Below are 19,939 nucleotides of genomic sequence, written 5' to 3' on the forward strand. Positions count from 1 at the left end.
GTGCTGAATCCGTCGGAGTCCCCTGCTGCCCGCTTCCCGGTGGTCGTCGGCGCCCCCGCTGAGCCGTTCCCGCTCTCGGCCGCGCAGCGCGGCATGTGGTTCGCCCAGCACCTCGTCCCGGACGTCCCGGTCACGATCGCCCAGTACATCGAGATCGAGGGCGACTTCGACGTCGAGGTGATGCGACACGTCGGCCGGATCGTCGCCCGCGAGTTCGGCACCCCACTGCTGCGGATCGTCGAAGTCGATGCGGAGCCGTTCCAGGTCGTCGACGAGACGCTCGACGACGAGCTGCCATACCGCGATCTGCGGGGCGAGGCCGACCCGCATGCCGCGGCCGTCTCCTGGATGCGGCAGGACCACTCCGCCCCGATGGACCTGCTCACCGACCGGCTGCTCCGCGGCGCGGTGCTGCAGGTGGGGGACCGGCACTACTACTGGTACTTCGCGATCCACCACATCGCGCTCGACGGGTTCGGTGCCGTCACGTTCATGACCCGGATGGCGGAGCTGTACACCGCGGCGGTCCTCGGCCGGGACGCGGCGCCCTCGGTGGCCGGGGCGCTGACGGCGGTCACCGACGCCGAGGACCGCTACCGCGAGTCGACCCGGTTCCACACCGACCGCGAGTACTGGCTCGCGCGGTCGGCGGACCTGCCGTCGCCGCTGAGCCTGTCCGCGCGCCCCGGGGCCGTCGACGCCCGCTCGCGACTGGCGGGCGGGGCACTGCCCGCCCCGACCCTGACGGCGCTCCAGGAGGCGGCGACCCGGCACGGGTCCGCCGACACCGCGATCACGGTCGCCGCGCTGGCCGCCTACCTCGCGCGCATGACCGGCGCCACCGACGTGGTGCTGAGCCTGCCGGTGTCGGCCCGGACCACCGCCGTGCTGCGCAGGTCCGGTGGCATGGTGTCCAACGTCGTCCCGCTGCGGATGTCGATCACCCCCGACACCACCGTCGGTGACCTGATCTCGGCTGCCGGCCTGGAGATGACGGGTGCCCTGCGGCACCAGCGGTACCGGCACGAGGACATCCGACGCGACCTCGCGGAGGGCCTCGGCGCCGGCGGGGACCGCGGGTTCTTCGGTCCCGCGATCAACATCATGAACTTCCATTCCGAGATCACCCTCGGCGCCGAGACCGGACGGTTCAACGTGCTCTCGACCGGTCCGGTCGAGGATCTGTCAATCAACATCTACCCGAGCGTGGTTGGGCGCAGCACCCGCATCGACTTCGAGGCCAACCCGAACCGGTACACCGACCGCGAACTGCGCGATCACCACGACCGGTTCCTGCGGCTGCTCGACCGCTTCCTGTCCGCGGACCCCGCCGACCGGGTCGCCGACCTCGACGTGCTCGACGCGGCCGAGCGGGCCGCGCTGGTGCCGTTCGTCGGCGGCGCTGCGCCGGAGCCGGTGCTGTTGCCGGACCTGTTCGCCGCCGGGGCCGCCGTTGACCCGGACGCGATCGCGCTGCGGCGCGGCCCCGACACGATCAGCTACCGGGAACTCGACGCCCGCTCGAACCGGCTGGCGCGACTGCTGCTGTCGCGGGGCGCCGGGCCGGGCAGCGTCGTCGTGATGGCCCTGCCCCGATCGGCGGAGTCGGTGGTCGCGCTGTGGGCGATCGCGAGGTCCGGTGCGGTCTACCTGCCGGTCGACGCCAGCTATCCGGTCGAGCGGATCGCGCACATGATCACCGACTCCGGTGCGGCCCTTGGCATCACCTCCACGTCGCACCTCGATCGGCTGCCCGGTGACCTCGAGTGGCTTGCCCTCGACACGGCTGCCGTCGAGGGCGGCTGCGCGGCGCTGTCGCCGGCGGCGGTGACCGACGCCGATCGACCGGCGCGACTGACTGCCGCCCATCCGGCGTACATGATCTACACCTCCGGATCGACCGGCGCCCCGAAGGGGGTCGTCGTCACGCACGCTGGGCTCGCGTCCTTCGCGGCCGCGGCCCGCCCGGAACTCGGGGTAACGGCGGGCTCGCGGATGCTGCGATTCTCGTCCCCCAGCTTCGACGCCTCGATGTTCGAGATGGTGCAGGCGTTCAGCGCGGGCGCGGCACTGGTGATTGCCCCCGCCGACCTGCTTGGCGGCGCCGAGCTCACCGAACTGATGCGCGCGGAACGGGTGTCGCATGTCATTTGTGCGCCGGCGATGCTGGGTACCGTCGATCCGGCGGGGCTGGACGCGTTGGAGGCGGTCGTCGTCGGTGGTGACGTGTGCCCGCCGGACCTGGTCGCCCGGTTCGGCGAACGGTGCCGGTTCGTCAACAGCTACGGCCCAACCGAGACCACGATCGTCATCACCACCACCGATCCGCTGCGCGACCCGCGCGACATCACGATCGGTGCCCCGATCCCCGGCGCCACCGCGGTGGTCCTCGACCGCTGGCTGCGCCCGGTGCCACCCGGCGTGGTCGGCGAGCTGTATCTCGGCGGACCCGGCCTTGCGCAGGGCTACCATCGGCGATCCGCGCTCACCGCATCCCGGTTCGTTGCCGACCCGTTCGGGGCGGTCGGGGGCAGGCTGTACCGGACCGGGGACACCGTCCGCTGGACCTGGCGCATCGGGCCGGACGGCGAGCCGACAGCGGTCCTGGACTACGTGGGGCGCAGTGACTTTCAGGTCCAGATCCGTGGCTTCCGGGTCGAGCTCGGCGAGATCGACGCGGTGCTCGCCGCGCACGCGGGGGTCGACTTCGCGGTGACGGTCGCGCACCGCCGCGGCGACACGGCGGTCCTGGTGAGCTACGCGCGGACCGCGGCCGGTCACTCGTTTGATGCGGAGGCGCTGACGGCGTTCGCTGGCCAGTTCCTGCCCGCCCACATGGTGCCCTCGACGGTCGTCGAACTGACCGAGATCCCCCTGACCGCGGCGGGCAAGGTGGATCGGGCCGCCCTGCCCGATCCCGGCGTGCGCACCACCGCGTTCCGGGCGCCGTCCACCCCGGCGGAGGCCACCATCGCGCGCGCGGTCGCCGAGGTGCTCGGGCTCGACCGGATCGGCGTCGACGACTCGTTCTTCGCCCTCGGCGGCGACAGCATCATCGCGATCCAGTTGGTGTCCCGGGCGAAGGCGGCCGGTCTTCGGTTCACCCCGCGGGACGTGTTCGAGCGCAAGACGGTTGCCGCGCTCGCCGAGGTGGCGCTGGCGGTCGACGCCGACCCGCAGCGGCTGCCCGAACTGCCGGGCGGCGGAGTCGGATCGATGCCGCTGGTCCCGATCGCCGCCGAGACGCTTGAGCGCGGCGGCGACATCGATCGCTTCTATCAGGCGTTGACGCTCACCGCCCCCGCAGGTCTCGATGTCGAAACCCTCACGGCGACCCTGGCATCGGTGCTCGATCACCACGACGCGCTCCGATCCGTTCTGGTCCGCGACGCCGTCCCCGCGCTGGTGGTGCGGCCCGCGGGAACGGTCGCCGCCGCGGACCTGATCGAGCGGGTGGTGACGGACTCGGCGCCGGGGACCGACGCCTTCGATGCGGAGCTGTCCGCCCGGTGCGCGTCCGCCGCAGGGCGTCTCGACGCCGCGGCCGGGGTGATGGTGCAGGTGGTCTGGCTCGACCCGGCCGATGCGTCGACGGCAGGCAGGCTCCTCGTTGTCGCCAACCACCTGGTCATCGACGGCGTCTCGTGGCGGATCCTGGTGCCGGACCTCGCCGCCGCGTGGGGGCAGATCGTCTCCGGTGAACAGCCGGCGCTCGACCCCGTCGGCACGTCGGCCCGGCGGTGGGCGCACGGCCTCACCGAGATGGCCGCCGGTGAGGTGATCGTCGGCGAACTGGCGGCCTGGCAGGCCATTCTGGACGGACCGGACCCGCGGATCGGCGCCCGCCCGCTCGACCCGACGCTCGACACCGGTGCGACCGCCGGGCGCGTGCACCTCACGCTGTCCGCCGACGCGACCGAGGCCCTGCTGACCACGGTGCCCGCCGCCTACCGCGGGGGTGTCGGTGACGGGCTGCTGACCGCACTGACCCTCGCCGTCGTGCAGTGGCGCGCGCGCCGCGGCACCGGGGAACCGTCGGTGCTGCTCACCCTGGAGGGACACGGCCGTGACGAGGACCTGATCACCGGCGCGGACCTGTCGCGGACCGTCGGCTGGTTCACCACCGCGCACCCGGCCCGGCTCGATGTCACCGGGATCGACCTGGACGACGCGCTGGCGGGTGGACCCGCCACCGGCCGCGCGCTGAAGCGGGTCAAGGAGCAGCTGCGCGCGGTTCCAGGCCACGGCACCGGATTCGGGGTGCTGCGACATCTGCGCGCCGACACCCGCCCGGTGCTCGCCGGGTACGCCGAACCGCAGATCGCATTCAACTATCTCGGCCGCGTCGCTGCCGCGGACATCCCCGATGCGCTCCGGGAACTCGGCTGGATCCCGGAGCCGGAACGCGCCGACCTCAATGGGGGCAGCGGGTCGGGCATGCCGACCCGGGTTGCCCTCGACATCAACGCGATCGTCACCGCGGACCCCGATGCGGGGGAGCGCCTGTCGGCGACCGTCGACTTCCCGTCCGGCGTGCTGACCGAGGCGGAGGTCGCCGAGCTGGCCGAGCTGTGGCGGACCGCGCTGCTGGCGATGGTCACCCACGTGCGGCGCGGCACCGCGGGCGGACTCACCCCGTCCGACGTCCCGCTGGTGTCCGTGACCCAGGATCGAATCGACCTGTGGGAGAACGAGTACCCGTCGATGACGGACATCTGGCCGCTGTCGCCCTTGCAGTCCGGTCTGCTGCTGCACGCTGGCCTGACGGCCGACGCCGTTGACGTGTACACCTCACAGATCGTGCTGCGGCTCGGCGGCACCGTCGACGCCGCCCGCCTGCGCCGTGCCGCGCAGCGACTGCTGGACCGGCACGACAACCTCCGTGCCGCGTTCGTGTACGACGGTGACGGCATCCCCGCCCAGCTGATCCAGGATCGGGTGACGGTGGACTGGCGGGAGCTCGACGCCGCGGAGACGGACCTCGCCGGGATCGTCGACGCCGAGCGCGATCGGCGCTTCGACATGGCGGTACCCGCGCTGCTGCGGTGGCTGCTGGTCCGGCTGCCCGACGGCACCGCAGCCCTGGTGGCGACCAATCACCACATTCTCCTCGACGGGTGGTCGATGCCGCTGTTCGTCAAGGATCTGCTGCTGCTGTATGCGACGGATGCGCCGATCACGGTGCCCGCCAAGGCCTACCGCGGCTACCTTGCCTGGCTGGACATACAGGATCGGGCCGGTGCGGTCGACGAGTGGGTGCGGGCGCTGGACGGGGTGGGGGAGCCGACCCTGCTCGCACCGGACCAGGCAGGCAGGCAGGTCGCGTCCGTGCCCGCGGACATCGACGCGCCGATCACCGCGGAGCTGACCGCCGCGCTCGCGGACCTGGCCCGCGAGCGCGGTGTCACCGTGAACACGGTGATCCAGGTGGCGTGGGGAATCCTGCTGTCCCGGACGACCTCCCGCGACGACGTGGTGTTCGGCGCAACCGTGTCCGGCCGCCCCGCCGACCTCGCCGGGGTCGAGGAGATGCTCGGCCTGTTCATCAACACCGTCCCGGTGCGGGTGCGGATCGATCCGGTCGAATCGGTGAGCGACCTGCTCACCCGGGTGCAGAACGAGCAGGTGCGGCTGCTCGACCGGCACCACCTCTCGCTGGCCGAGGTGCAGGCCGCGGTCGGGGCGGGCGCCGTCTTCGACACCCTCACCGTGTTCGAGTCCTACCCGATCGACCGGGCCGGGCTCGACGAGAACACCGACATCGCGGGGCTGCGGGTCACCGGGATCGACGTCGCCGACGCAACCCACTATCCGATCGCGTTGGTCACCCTGCTCGAGCCGGAACTGCGTCTCACGCTGGAGTACTCCCCGGAGATGTTCTCCGCCGACGAGGTGCATCGACTGGCCGAGCGACTGACCCGGGCCCTTACCGCGCTGGCCGCCGACCCGGACGCCCCGGTCGCACGACTGGACCTGCTGTCGGACGCCGAGCGGGCGGCGACGCTGGTCCGGCCGAACGCGACCGCCAACGACGTCGAGGCCGTCACCCTGGTGGACCTGCTCGTCCGGCAGGCCGCGGCGACACCGTCCGCGGTCGCGATCACCGCCGAGGGAATCTCCTTGACCTATGCGGAGTTCGACGCGCGGGTGCATCGGCTGGCCCGCCACCTCGCCTCGCGCGGCGTGGGTCCGGAGTCGCTGGTGTGCGTCGCGATGCGCCGCTCCATCGACCAGGTCGTCGCGCTGCACGCGGTGGTCCGGGCGGGCGGCGCCTATGTGCCGCTCGACCCCGACCATCCGGCGGAACGGAACCGGCATGTCCTCGACACCGCGGCACCGGTCCTGGTACTGACCGGCGCCGCGGATGCCGCCGCGATTCCGGTGGGTGTCGATGCGGTGGTCCTCGATGACCTCGACCTCACCGGAACCGACGACGCACCCGTCACCGGGCGGCGAACGCCGCTGCGCCGGAGCAACCCGGCCTACGCGATCTTCACCTCCGGGTCCACGGGCCGCCCGAAGGGCGTCGCCGTCACCCACGACGCCATCGTCAACCGGCTGCTGTGGATGCAGGACACCTACCCGATCGACGGCAGCGACGTGGTGCTGCAGAAGACGCCGGCGACCTTCGACGTGTCGGTGTGGGAACTGTTCTGGCCCTTCATTGCCGGCGCGCGGTTGGTGGTGGCTGCTGCGGACGGTCACCGGGACCCGCACTACCTGTCCGCACTGATCCGGGACCACTCGGTCACGACCGCACACTTCGTGCCGTCGATGCTCGACGTCTTCCTCGACCACGCCGACCCCACCGCCTGCACCTCGCTGCGCCGGGTGTTCGCGAGCGGTGAGGCGTTGCCGCGCACCACCGTCTCCCGCTGGCACGAGCGACTGCGCGCGGACCTGCACAACCTGTACGGCCCCACCGAGGCCGCCGTCGACGTCACCTACCACCCGACCGATCCCACGGGCACGGGCCCGGTGCCGATCGGTGCACCGGTGTGGAACACCCGGGTGTATGTGCTCGACGCCCGACTTCGACCGGTCCCGGCGGGCGTGCCCGGCGAGCTGTACCTCGCCGGTGTGCAGCTGGCGCGCGGCTACATCGGCCGCCCGGACCTGACGGCGGACCGGTTCGTCGCGGACCCGTTCGATCACGGGCGGCGGCTGTACCGGACCGGTGACCTGGTGCGGTGGAGCGAGAACCTGGAGCTGGAATACCTGGGGCGCACCGACTTCCAGGTCAAGCTCCGCGGCCTGCGGATCGAGCTCGGCGAGATCGAAGCCGCGTTGCAGCGACACCCCGCGGTCGCGCAGGCGGCGGCAACGGTCCGCGGCTCGGGCGCATCCGAACGGCTGGTCGGCTACGTGACCGCCGCCGCAGCGGCGGCACCGGACGCGGGACCGCTCGACGTGGCGGCGCTCGGCGCGCATGCGGCCGCCGAACTGCCGTCCTACATGGTGCCCTCGGCGTTCGTCATTCTCGAGTCGATGCCGCTCAGCGCCAACGGCAAGCTGGACCGGCGGGCGTTGCCCGAACCCGAACGCGCGGCAACCGAGTTCCATGCCCCCGCCACCGCGGCCGAACTCGCGATTGCCCGGGTGTTCGCCGAACTGCTCGACGTGCCGGACGTCGGTGCCACCGACAGCTACTTCGACCTCGGCGGGAACTCGTTGACCGCGACCCGCGCGGTGGCCCGGATCAACGCCGAGCTCGGTGCCGCGATCGGGGTGCGCGAGCTGTTCGAGGCTCCGACCGTGCGCGCGCTCGCCGCCGCGGCCGAGGCGGCGAATCCCGGTGCCCTGGCACCGCTGCCGCCGGTCGCAGGCCCGCGCCCCGACCGGCTGCCGCTCTCGCCAGCGCAGTCCCGGATGTGGCTGCTCAACCAGCTCGACACCGCGTCCGGCGCATACAACATCGCGGCGGCCCTGCGCCTGTCGGGGGACCTCGACCTCGACTCGCTGCACGCCGCGATGCTCGACGTCCTCGAGCGGCACGAGGTGCTGCGGACGGTGTTCCCGGACTCGACGGCCGGGCCGGAACAGCTCGTCCTCCCGGTCGGATACGCGACACCGGACCTGGCGCCGGTCGACGTCGATCCGGCCGACCTGCCCGCCGCGGTCATCCGCCTCGTCGCCGACGGCTTTGACGTCACCACCGAGGTGCCGCTGCGGGCCGCGCTGCTTCGGCTCACCACAACCGAGCACGTCCTGGTCATGGTGGTGCACCACATCAGCGCCGACGGCTGGTCCATGCGGCCGCTGGCACGGGACCTGATGGTGGCGTACACCTCCCGGATGCGCGGGTCGGCGCCGGACTGGACCCCGCTACCGGTGCAGTACGCGGACTACGCGCTGTGGAAGCTCGACGCCCTCGGATCGGACCGGGACGCCGACTCGGTCGCGTCCCGCCAGCTCGGCTACTGGACCGCGGCGCTGGCGGGGCTCCCGGAGCGTCTCGACCTGCCCACCGACCGCCCCCATCCGACGCAGCCCACCCACCGGGGCGCGGCGGTCGAGACGACGATCGACTCCGCGCTGTTCGGTGCCGTCCACGACCTGGCCCGCCGGACCCGGTCGACGCCGTTCATGGTGCTGCACGCGGCGTTGGCCGTCCTGCTGGCCCGGCTGGGGGCGACCGCCGACGTCGCGATCGGTACCCCGGTCGGGGGCCGTGGCGACGCGGCACTCGACGACGTCGTCGGCATGTTTGTCGGCACCCTGGTGCTGCGCACCCGGATCGACCAGGACGCGTCCTTCCTCGACCTGCTCGAGCGGGTGCGCGCAACGGATCTCGACGCCTACGCCCATGCGGACCTGCCGTTCGAGCGGCTGGTCGAGGTCCTCACCCCGACCCGGTCGTCGGCATACCATCCGCTGTTCCAGGTGATGCTCTCGGTCGAGGATGCGCCGCCGCCGCGCGTCGACCTGCCCGGCCTGATCGTGTCGCCCGAGCGGGTCGACGCCGCGATCGCCAAGTTCGACCTGCAGGTGGCGGTGACCCCCACCGGGTCCGGTGGCGCCGAGGTGGCGTGGACCTACGCGACGGACCTGTTCGACCGGGCATCGGTGGAGGCGTTCGCCGAGCGGTACGTGCGGGTCCTCGAGTCGGTGGTCACGGACGCGGCCGTCCCGGTCGGCGACGTGGACATCCTCGATGCTGGCGAGCGCGCGGCCGTGACCGCCGAGGCCGAACCCCAGGTTCCGCAGGCAACGCTTCCGGAGCTGCTTGCGACCGGGACGGGACTCGCCCGCGGGGGCACCGCGATCGTCAGCGACGACGGTGAACTGTCGTATGCGGAGCTCGACGCACGGTCGAACCGGTTGGCGCGGTTGCTGATCGGCAGGGGCGCAGGCCCGGAGCTGGCGGTGGCGGTGGCGCTGCCCCGGTCGGTGGAATCGATCGTCGCGGTATGGGCGGTTGCGAAGTCGGGTGCGGCATTCGTGCCGGTGGACCCGACCTATCCGACGGACCGGATCGCGCACATGCTCGCCGATTCCGGTGCGGTGCTCGGCGTGACGGATCTCGCGTCCTCGGCCACCCTGCCCGGCTCGGGCGAGGTGGACTGGGTCCGTGTCGACGACACCGTGGCGGCGACGTCGGACCTGTCCGCGGCGCCGGTGACCGACGCGGACCGCCGGTCGGCGCTGCGCCTGGAGCACCCCGCGTACCTGATCTACACCTCCGGATCGACCGGCGTCCCGAAGGGCGTCGTGGTCACCCACGCAGGCCTCGCCGCCTTCGCCGCCGAGCAGAGCGAGCGCTACGGCATCGACTCCCGCTGCCGGACCATGCATTTCGCGTCACCGAGCTTCGACGCGTCGATCCTCGAGTTGCTGATGGCCTTCACCGCGGGCGCCAGCCTCGTCGTGGTGCCGGTCGGGGTGTACGGGGGTGAGGACCTCGCCGAGCGGATGCGCCGCGCCGGGGTGAGCCATGCGTTCGTGACCCCGGCCGCGCTGGCCACGCTCGATCCCGCCGCCCTTCCCGACCTCGAGGTCGTGGTGGTCGGCGGCGACGCCTGCGACGCGGCCCTGGTCGCGGCCTGGGCGCCAGGGCACCGGATGTTCAACGCATACGGGCCGACCGAGTCGACGATCATGGCGACCCTCGCCGGACCGATGACCGCCGGTGCACCGGTGCGGATCGGCACCCCGATCCGGGACACCGGGGTGCTGGTGCTCGACGGGCGACTGCGCCCGGTGCCCGCCGGTGCCACCGGTGAACTCTACGTCGCGGGCCCCGGACTCGCCCGCGGGTACCGGGACCGGGCCGGCCTGACCGCGGACCGGTTCGTGGCGAACCCGTACGGCGGCCCCGGGGACCGGATGTACCGCACCGGCGACCTGGCCCGCCGCGACCGGGCCACCGGCGAGCTCGAGTACCTCGGCCGCAGCGACTTCCAGGTGAAGATCCGGGGACACCGGATCGAGCTCGGCGAGATCGATGCCGCGCTCGCCGGCCACGCCGACGTCGAGTTCGCGGTCACCGTGGGGCACACCGGATCCGGAGGGGCGGTGTCACTCGCCTCGTACGTCGTCCCCGCCGCGGGCCGGGCGGTCGCGCCGGCCGACCTGACCGCACACCTGGCCGCGGCGCTGCCCGGGTACATGGTTCCCGCCTCGATCACCGTCCTCGAGAAGATGCCCCGCACCCCGGCGGGCAAGGTGGATCGGCGGGCCCTGCCGGAACCGGTGTTCGCGGCGCGCCCGTACGTGGCGCCGCGGACGGTGACGGAATCGCTGATCGCGGACATCTACGTGGAGGTGCTCGGAACGACGCGGGTCGGCGCCGAGGACGACTTCTTCGACCTCGGCGGCAACTCGCTCAGCGCCACCAGGGTGGTCGCACACGTCAACGCGGCCTTCGGCACCGCGCTGGCGGTGCGGTCGGTGTTCGACGCCGCGACCGTTGCCGCGCTGGCCGTCGCGGTCGACTCGGCGGGCGTCTCGGACCGGCCCGCGCTGACGCGGGGCACCCGGCCGTACCGGATTCCGCTGTCGCCCGCGCAGTCCCGGATGTGGATTCTCAACCGCTACGACCCGGCGTCGGTGGCCTACAACATTCCGCTGGTGCTGCGCCTGTCCGGTGACCTCGACGTCCCCGCCCTGCGGTCCGCGGTGGGGGACCTCGTCGACCGGCACGAGGTGCTGCGGACGGTGTACCCGGACTCCGCGGCCGGGCCGACGCAGTGGATTCTGCCCGCAGCCGAGGCGACGGTGCTGCGGGACCCGGTCGAGGTGGCCGATGGCGCGGCCCTGCGATCGGCGATCCTCGCCGAACTGTCCCAAGGGTTCGACGTCACCACCTCGGTCCCCTTGCGGGGCAGCCTGTTCCGCTGCGCGGGGGAGCACGTTCTTGTGCTGGTCATCCACCACATCAGCGCCGACGGTGCGTCGGTCGCGCCACTGGCCAGGGACCTGATGCTGGCGTACACCGCCCGCACCGACGGACACGCACCGGGCTGGGCGCCGCTGCCGCTGCAGTATGCCGACTTCAGCCTCTGGCAGCACACACTGCTCGGAGCCGACGACGACCCGGGCAGCCGGGCCGCCCGGCAGATCGCCTATTGGCGCGAACAGCTGCGTGGTGCACCCGAACTGCTGGAACTGCCGGTGGACCGGCCGCGGCCCGCGGTCGCCTCGATGCGCGGCGATGTCGTCGACCTCGACCTCGACCCGGCGTTGCTCGGGCGCCTCGACGTGCTGGCGCGCAGGCACGACGCAACCCGGTTCATGGTGCTGCACGCGGCGCTCGCGGTGCTGCTCGCCCGGCTGAGCGCGAGCACCGACATCGTGGTGGGTACACCGATCGCGGGTCGCACGGAACGCGACCTCGCCGATCTCGCAGGCATGTTCGTCGGCACCCTCGCGCTGCGGACCGACATCGACCCCGCCGCGAGCTTCACCGACCACCTTGCCGCGGTCCGTGAGGTGGATCTCGCCGCCTTCGACAACGCGGACCTGCCGTTCGAGAAACTCATCGACGTGCTCCGGCCGGTGCGGTCGCAGTCCCACTCGCCGATCTTCCAGGTCGGCCTGTCCATCGAGGACCAGGACGTGAGCAGCCTCGAACTGCCCGGCCTGCGCATCGACACGGTCGATCTCGGCATCGTGCCCGCGAAGGCCGACCTGCAGGTGACCCTGCTGGCGCGTCCCGGCGGCGCCTCGGTGGCGTGGACGTACGCGACGGACCTGTTCGACCGGGCGTCGGTGCTGGGATTCGCCGAGCGATTCGTGCGGCTGCTCGACGCGGTGGCGACGGACCCCGCGGTGCCGGTGGGCGACGTGCAGATCTTGTCCGCTGACGAGCGGGCCGGACTGCCGGTCGCCGCGTCGGCGGCGGTGCCCGCCGCGCTGCTGCCGGAGCTGCTGACCGCGGGCGTCGATGTCGGCGGTGTCGCCGTCGCGTGCGCGGGCGTCGAGCTGTCGTACCGGGAACTCGACGAGCGGTCGAATCGACTGGCGCGCCTGCTGATCGGGCGGGGCATCGGCCCGGAGCGCGCGGTGGCGGTGGCGCTGCCGCGGTCGGTGGACTCGATCGTCGCCCTGTGGGCGGTCGCGAAGAGCGGCGCCGCGTACGTGCCCGTCGACCCCGGCTATCCGGCCGATCGCATCGCGCACATGCTCGCCGATTCCGGTGTGCTGCTCGGGCTCACCGACCCGGCCGGTGCCGCCGCGCTGCCCGGCGGGGTCGAGTGGCTGACATTGGGGGCCGCCGACGGGTTCCCGTCCGGGGCCGTGACCGATGCCGACCGGACCATGCCGTTGCTGCTCGAGCACGCGGCGTACGTGATCTACACGTCGGGTTCGACGGGGGTGCCGAAGGGCGTCGTGGTCACCCATGCCGGGCTCGGCGTGTTCACCGCGCAGGCGCGCCCCGAGATGGCCACCACCGCGCGGTCGCGGGTGCTGCGGCTGTCGTCCTCGAGTTTCGATGCCTCGCTCTTCGAGATGATCCAGGCGTTCAGCGCTGGCGCAACGATGGTCGTCGCGCCGCCGGAGGTGATCGGCGGCGGCGAACTGACCGATCTGCTGCGCCGCGAGCGGGTCACGCACGTGCTGACCGCGCCAGCCGCGCTTGGCACGGTCGATCCGACGAACCTTCCCGACCTGGAATTGGTTGCCGTCGGCGGCGACGTGTGCCCGCCCGCGCTGCTCGAACAGTTTGGGCCGGGACGTCGATTCCTCAACGGGTACGGGCCGACGGAGACCACGATCGTCGTCACCCTGACCGATGCGATGGCGGTCGGGGAGCGGATCACGATCGGTGCCCCGCTGCAGGGGGTCGCCGCGGCGGTCCTCGACACCCGGCTGCACCCCGTTCCGGCCGGTGTCGTTGGTGAGCTGTATCTGTCGGGCCCCGGACTGGCGCGCGGCTACCATCGGCGGGCCGCGCTGACCGCGGACCGGTTTGTCGCGAACCCGTACGGCGACAACGGTTCCCGAATGTATCGGACCGGTGACCTGGTGCGCCTGGACGCGCTCGGTCTGCTCGAGTACGTCGGCCGCGCCGACGCCCAGGTGAAGATCCGCGGACTGCGGGTCGAACTCGGCGAGATCGAGGCGGCGCTGTCGCGGCATGCCGCGGTCGCCGTTGCGGCGGCGACCGTGCACCGGCATCCCGTCCTCGGCGATCAGCTGGTCGGCTACGTCGTCCCCGCCGACGGTGCCCCGGTCGACGTGACCGCGGTGCTCGAGGCCGCGGCAGGGCGCCTGCCGCGGGCGTTGGTGCCGTCTGCCCTGGTCGTGCTGGAGACGATCCCGACGACGCCGGCGGGCAAGGTCGACCGACGCTCCCTGCCCGAACCCGAATTCGCCTCGGGGGCATCGTCCTACCGTGAACCCGCCGACGGGACGGAGGCGCTGGTCGCCGCCGTCTACGCGGAGGTGCTCGGCGCCGAACGGGTCGGAGCGGACGACGACTTCTTCGCCGTCGGCGGCAACTCGCTGACCGCGACCCAGGTCGTCTCCCGACTGAACGCCGCCGCTGGCACGTCCATCGGGGTGCGCGCGCTGTTCGACGCGCCGACCGTGCACGCCCTCGCCGCACTGGTCGCCGCCGCACCGACCGCGGCCGGGAACCCGTCCGCCCGGCCCGCACTGGTCGCTGGCGCCCGGCCCGCGCGGATCCCGCTGTCCCCGGCCCAGACCCGGATGTGGTTCCTCAACCGGTTCGACCCCGGCTCGGCCGCCTACACCATCCCGCTCGCGCTGCGGCTGACCGGCGAACTGGACGTCCCCGCCCTGCAGGCGGCGGTGCGGGACGTGCTGCAGCGGCACGAGTCGCTGCGCACCGTGTTCCCCGACACCGGCGAGGGGCCGCACCAGGTGGTGCTGCCCGCCGACGAGGTCGACCTCGACCTGACCGCCGTCTCGGTCCGCCCGGACGACGTGTCCGCGGAGGCGGTTGCCGTGCTCGGCAGCGGATTCGACGTCACCGCGGGCATTCCGATGCGCGGCAGGCTGCTGAGGGTCGGTGACCGGGAGCACGTGCTGCTGATCGGGGTGCACCACATCGCGGCCGACGGCTTCTCGGTCGGTCCGCTGGCCCGCGACGTCGTCATCGCCTACGGGGCGCGGCGCAACGGTGCCGCACCGGGGTGGGCACCGCTTGCGGTGCAGTACCCGGACTTCGCGCTGTGGCAGCGGACCGTCCTCGGGTCGGAGGACGACCCGCGGTCGGTGGCGGCGCGGCAGATCGAGTTCTGGCGCACCACCCTCGGCGGACTTCCCGACCTGCTCGAACTCCCGACGGACCGGCCGCGTCCGGCGGTCCGGTCGGGGCGCGGTGACCGGATCGGCTTCACGATTGAGGCCGCCGTCGTGGAGCGCCTCCGCGGGTACGCGGCCGACCACGGCACCACGGTGTTCATGGTTGTGCACGCGGCGCTCGCGGTCCTGCTGAGCAGGCTGTCCGGCGCCGCCGACGTCGCGGTCGGCACCCCGGTCGCCGGCCGTGGTGAGCGTGCCCTCGACGATCTGGTCGGCATGTTCGTCAACACCCTCGTGCTCCGCACCCGAATTGACCCGGCCGCATCCTTCGAGGAGGTGCTCGGCGGCGTGCGGGACGGTGATCTTGCCGCGCTGTCCAACGCCGACCTGCCGTTCGAGCGGCTGGTGGAGGTGCTTGCCCCGACCCGATCGAGCGCGTACACGCCGCTGTTCCAGGTGCTGCTCTCGTTCGAGAACTTCGATGCGGCACCGGTCGACCTGCCCGGCCTCACGCTGACCCCCCTCGACACGGAGGTCGCCACCGCGAAGTTCGACCTGTCGGTGACGGTGTCCGAGCGCGCCGACGCCGCGGGCGCGCTGTCCGGCACCATGGTGTTTGCCACCGACCTGTTCGACCGCGCGAGCGTGGCGACGCTCGCCGATCGGTTCGTCCGGGTGCTCGCCGCCTGCCTCGACGCCCCGCACCGCGCGGTCGGCGAGGTCGAGCTGCGTGCCCCCGACGAGATCGCGTCCACCGAGCTGTGGAACGCGACCACGGTGCCGGTTCCGGACCGGACCCTGTCGGATCTCGTGTCCGCGCAGGCGGATCGGACGCCGGACGCGCGCGCGGTGACCGCGGCCGACGGGTGCCTGTCGTACGCAGACTTCGACGCGCGGGTCAACCGGCTGGCGCGGCTGCTGATCGCGGCGGGCGCTGGCCCGGACACGGTCGTCGCGGTCGCGATCCGCCGCTCGGTCGACTTCCTCGTCGCGGTGCACGCGGTGGTGCGGGCCGGTGCGGCCTATGTCGCCGTCGACCCCGACCAGCCGGCCGACCGCAACGCGCTCGTCGTCGCGGACGTGTCGCCGCTGTGCGTGTTGACCGCGGGTCCGGTGGACGTCCCGACCGGTGCGGTCGCGGCCCTCCCGATCGACGGCCTCGACCTCGACGCCGTCCCGGCGGGCCCGGTCACCGACGCGGATCGTCTCGCGCCGCTGCATCCCGACCACCCGGCCTATGTCGTGTACACGTCCGGGTCGACCGGCAGGCCGAAGGGCGTCGTCGTGACGCATCGGGCGATCGTGAACCAGATGCTGTGGCGTCAGGGCGAATACGGACTCGACGGCACCGACGTCGTCCTGCAGAAGACGCCGGTGACATTCGACGTGTCGGTGTGGGAATGCTTCTGGCCGCTGCTGTCCGGCGCCCGCGTCGTGGTCGCCGAACCCGACGCGCACCGCGACCCCGCCCGGCTCGTCGACCTCATCGTCGCCGAGAACGTCACCACCGTGCACTTCGTTCCGTCGATGCTGGCGCTCTTCGTCGCCGCGCCGACCGCGGGCCTTGCCGACTGCACCGGCCTGCGGCGGATCTTCTCCGGCGGGGAGGCGCTGCCCGCCGAGGTCGCGGCGCGGGTGCGTCGCGCGCTGCCGGGGGCGGTGCTGCACAACCTGTACGGCCCGGCGGAGGCCGCGGTCGACGTGACGTACCACCGCGTCGACGACGCGGACACGTCGGTGGTGCCGATCGGTGCACCGCTGTGGAATACCGGTGTCCGGGTGCTCGATGCCCGGCTGCGGCCGGTGTCGGTGGGTGTCGCGGGTGAGCTGTACCTCACGGGCATCCAGCTGGCCCGCGGCTACCTGGGCCGGGCGGACCTGACCGCGGACCGGTTCGTCGCGAACCCGTTCGATGAGGCGGGCGAACGGATGTACCGCACCGGCGACCTGGTGCGGTGGAACCGGGACGGCGAACTGGAGTATGTGGGGCGCACCGACTTCCAGGTGAAGCTGCGCGGACAGCGGATCGAGCTCGGTGAGGTCGAGGCCGCGCTGCTCGCCGACCCGTCGGTCGGTCAGGCCGTCGTGGTCGTCGCCTCGACGGCGGTCGGGGAGCGGCTCATCGGCTACCTCGTCCCGACCCCCGACACCCCGATCGACACCGAGCGGCTGCGATCCGCCGTCGCCGCGTCCCTCGCGTCGTACATGGTGCCGTCCTCGCTGACCGTGCTGGACGCCCTGCCGCTCGGCCCCACCGGCAAGCTGGACCGCCGGGCGCTGCCCGAGCCGGTGCTCGCGGTCGCCGACTACCTGGCCCCGTCGACGCCCGCCGAGGTCGCCGTCGCAGGCATCGTCGCCGACCTGCTCGGCGTGGATCGGGTCGGCGCGAGCGACGACTTCTTCGTGCTCGGCGGGAATTCGCTGGTGGCCACCCAGCTGGTGGCCCGGGTGAACACCGCGCTCGGCACGACCATCCGGATCCGGGACGTGTTCGAGGCCCCCGGGGTCGCGGCACTGGCCGCCCGCGCCGACGCGTCGGACCGCGCCGCCGGGCCGCCGCTGGTGGCGGGTCCGCGACCCGACCGGATTCCGCTGTCTCTGGCCCAATCCCGGATCTGGTTCCTCAACCGGATCGACGTCACCTCGGCCGCACAGAACATTCCGTACGCGCTGCGCCTGACCGGCACCCTCGACGTCGACGCGCTGCAGGCCGCGGTGCGGGACGTGCTCGCGCGACACGAGGCCCTGCGCACCGTCTACCCGGACACCGAGGACGGACCGATCCAGGTGGTGCTCCCGGTCGAGCGGGTGGCACTGGTCCTCGACCCGGTGCCGACCACCGAGGAGACGCTCCTCGCCGACCTGGCTCGGGTGCTCACCGAAGGATTCGACGTCACCGCGGAGATCCCGGTGCGCGGCACCGTCTTCCGGCTCACGCCCACCGACGACCGGGAGCCGGTGCACGTTCTTGCGCTCGCGCTGCACCACATCAGCGGCGACGGGTTCTCCACCCGGCCGATGATCCGCGACCTGATGCTCGCGTACACGGCCCGCACCTCGAGGCAGGAACCCGGCTGGGAGCCGCTGCCCGTGCAGTACGCCGACTTCGCGCTCTGGCAGCGCGCCGCCCTCGGATCGGAGGACGATCCCGAGTCGACCATGGCGCGGCAGATCGCCTACTGGCGCGACACCCTCGCCGCGCAACCCGACCAGCTCGAACTGCCCACCGATCGGCCCCGACCCGCGACGATGACGCAGGCCGCGGCCACCGTCGAGTTCCACCTCGGGGCATCGGAACACCGCGCCCTCACCGACCTCGCGTCCCGGCACCGGGCCACCCTCTTCATGGTCCTGCACGCGGCGTTCGCGGTATTCCTCTCCCGAACGGCGACCACCGACGACGTGTCCGTCGGCACCCCCGTCGCGGGGCGCGGCCACGCCGACCTCGACGACGTGATCGGCATGTTCGTCGGAACCCTGGTGCTGCGCACCGAGGTTCGCGCGGACGGCTCGTTCACCGACCTGCTCGCCGAGGTTCGCGATCGGGACCTAGCCGCGTTCGCCAATGCGGACGTACCGTTCGAGAGGATCGTCGAGGCGCTCGACCCGATCCGCTCGACCGCGCGGCATCCGCTGTTCCAGGCCGGATTCGCGCTGCAGAACCATCGTCCCGGCAGCCTTGAGCTGCCCGGCCTGCGGATCGAGCCGGTCGACCCGGGCATCGCGCTGTCGCCCGTCGACCTCCAGCTGACGATCCGGGACCGCACCGACGAGTCCGGCGCCCCGCTCGGGCTCGGTGCCGTGTTCACCTACTCGACGGCACTGTTCGACGAGGACACGATCCGCGCCTTCGCCGACCGCTTCGCGCGGCTGCTGCGGGCCGTCGCCGCGGATCCGGGCCTCGCCGTCGGCGACCTCGAGATGCTCGGCGCCGACGAGCGTGCCGCGGTGTCGCTGCCCGCTCCTGCCCTGCCGACGATGCTGCTGCCGGACCTGCTCACCGCAGGCATCGCGGCCGGGGACGTCGCGGTGGTGTTCGACGGCGGGGGTGCGTCGTTCTCCGAGCTGTCCTACCCGGAACTGGATGCGTGGTCGAACCGGTTGGCGCGGGTGCTGATCGGTCACGGCGCAGGCCCGGAACGTCCGGTGGCGGTCGCGCTGCCGCGGTCGATGGAGTCGATCGTGGCGCTGTGGGCGGTGGCGAAGTCGGGTGCGGTGTACGTGCCCGTCGACCCGGCCTACCCGGAGGACCGGATCGCGCACATGATCGCCGATTCGGGGGTGACGCTCGGCCTCACCGACGCCGCCGGACGCGCCGCGATGCCCGCCGGGGTGCAGTGGCTGACCCTCGATGCGGCCCGCGTCGACGGCGTCTCCGCCGCGGCGGTGACCGATGCGGACCGCCGCGGTCCGGTGCTGCCCGAGCATGCGGCCTACATGATCTACACGTCCGGCTCGACCGGCATGCCGAAGGGTGTCGTGGTCACCCACACCGGCCTGTCCTCGTTCACCGCGCAGGCTCGCCCGGAGATCGCGGTGACGGCCTCGTCCCGGGTGCTGCGGTTGTCGTCGGCGAGCTTCGATGCATCACTCAGCGAGATGCTGCAGGCGTTCAATGCGGGCGCCACCATGGTGGTCGCGCCGCCGTCCGTGCTCGGCGGCGAGGAACTGACCGAGCTGATGGCACGGGAGCGGGTCACGCACGTGCTGACCGCCCCCGCGGCCCTGAGCACGGTCGACCCGGCCCGGCTTCCTGACCTGGAGATGGTCGGCGTCGGCGGCGACGTGTGCCCGCCGGCGCTGGTGGAACAGTTCGCTCCGGGTCGTCGGTTCCTCAACGGGTACGGGCCGACCGAGACCACGATCATCGTCACGCTGACCCAGCCGCTCGCGGTGGGTGACCGGATCACGATCGGTCCGCCGATCCAGGGCGTCGAGGTGATGGTCCTCGACACCCGACTGCACCCGGTTCCGGTGGGGGTCGTCGGTGAGCTGTACCTGTCGGGTCCGGCGCTGGCTCGCGGCTACCATCGCCGCAGCGCGCTGACGGCCGACCGGTTCGTTGCGAACCCCCACCGCGACAACGGTTCCCGCATGTACCGCACCGGTGACCTGGTGCGGCTCGGCGGGGACGGCCTGCTGGACTACATCGGACGGGCCGACGCGCAGGTGAAGGTGCGCGGACTGCGGGTCGAACTCGGCGAGATCGAGGCCGCCCTTGCCCGGC

At 72.7% G+C, this 19,939-nt stretch carries 1 protein-coding gene (cut by a window edge); it reads left to right on the forward strand.

Annotated features, from left to right (window positions below; genetic code table 11):
* Window positions 1–19,939, forward strand: partial view of a non-ribosomal peptide synthase/polyketide synthase gene (locus ACFWPA_RS06965; protein WP_378569902.1) — the 5' portion only. Its footprint extends 7,721 nt past the window's final position; the window shows 19,939 of its 27,660 coding nt (coding positions 1–19,939); it begins with the start codon at window positions 1–3; the stop codon falls past the right edge of the window.

Origin of the sequence: Rhodococcus sp. NPDC058505 (assembly GCF_042720095.1) — a bacterium.
In the GTDB taxonomy this organism is placed as follows: domain Bacteria; phylum Actinomycetota; class Actinomycetes; order Mycobacteriales; family Mycobacteriaceae; genus Rhodococcus_G.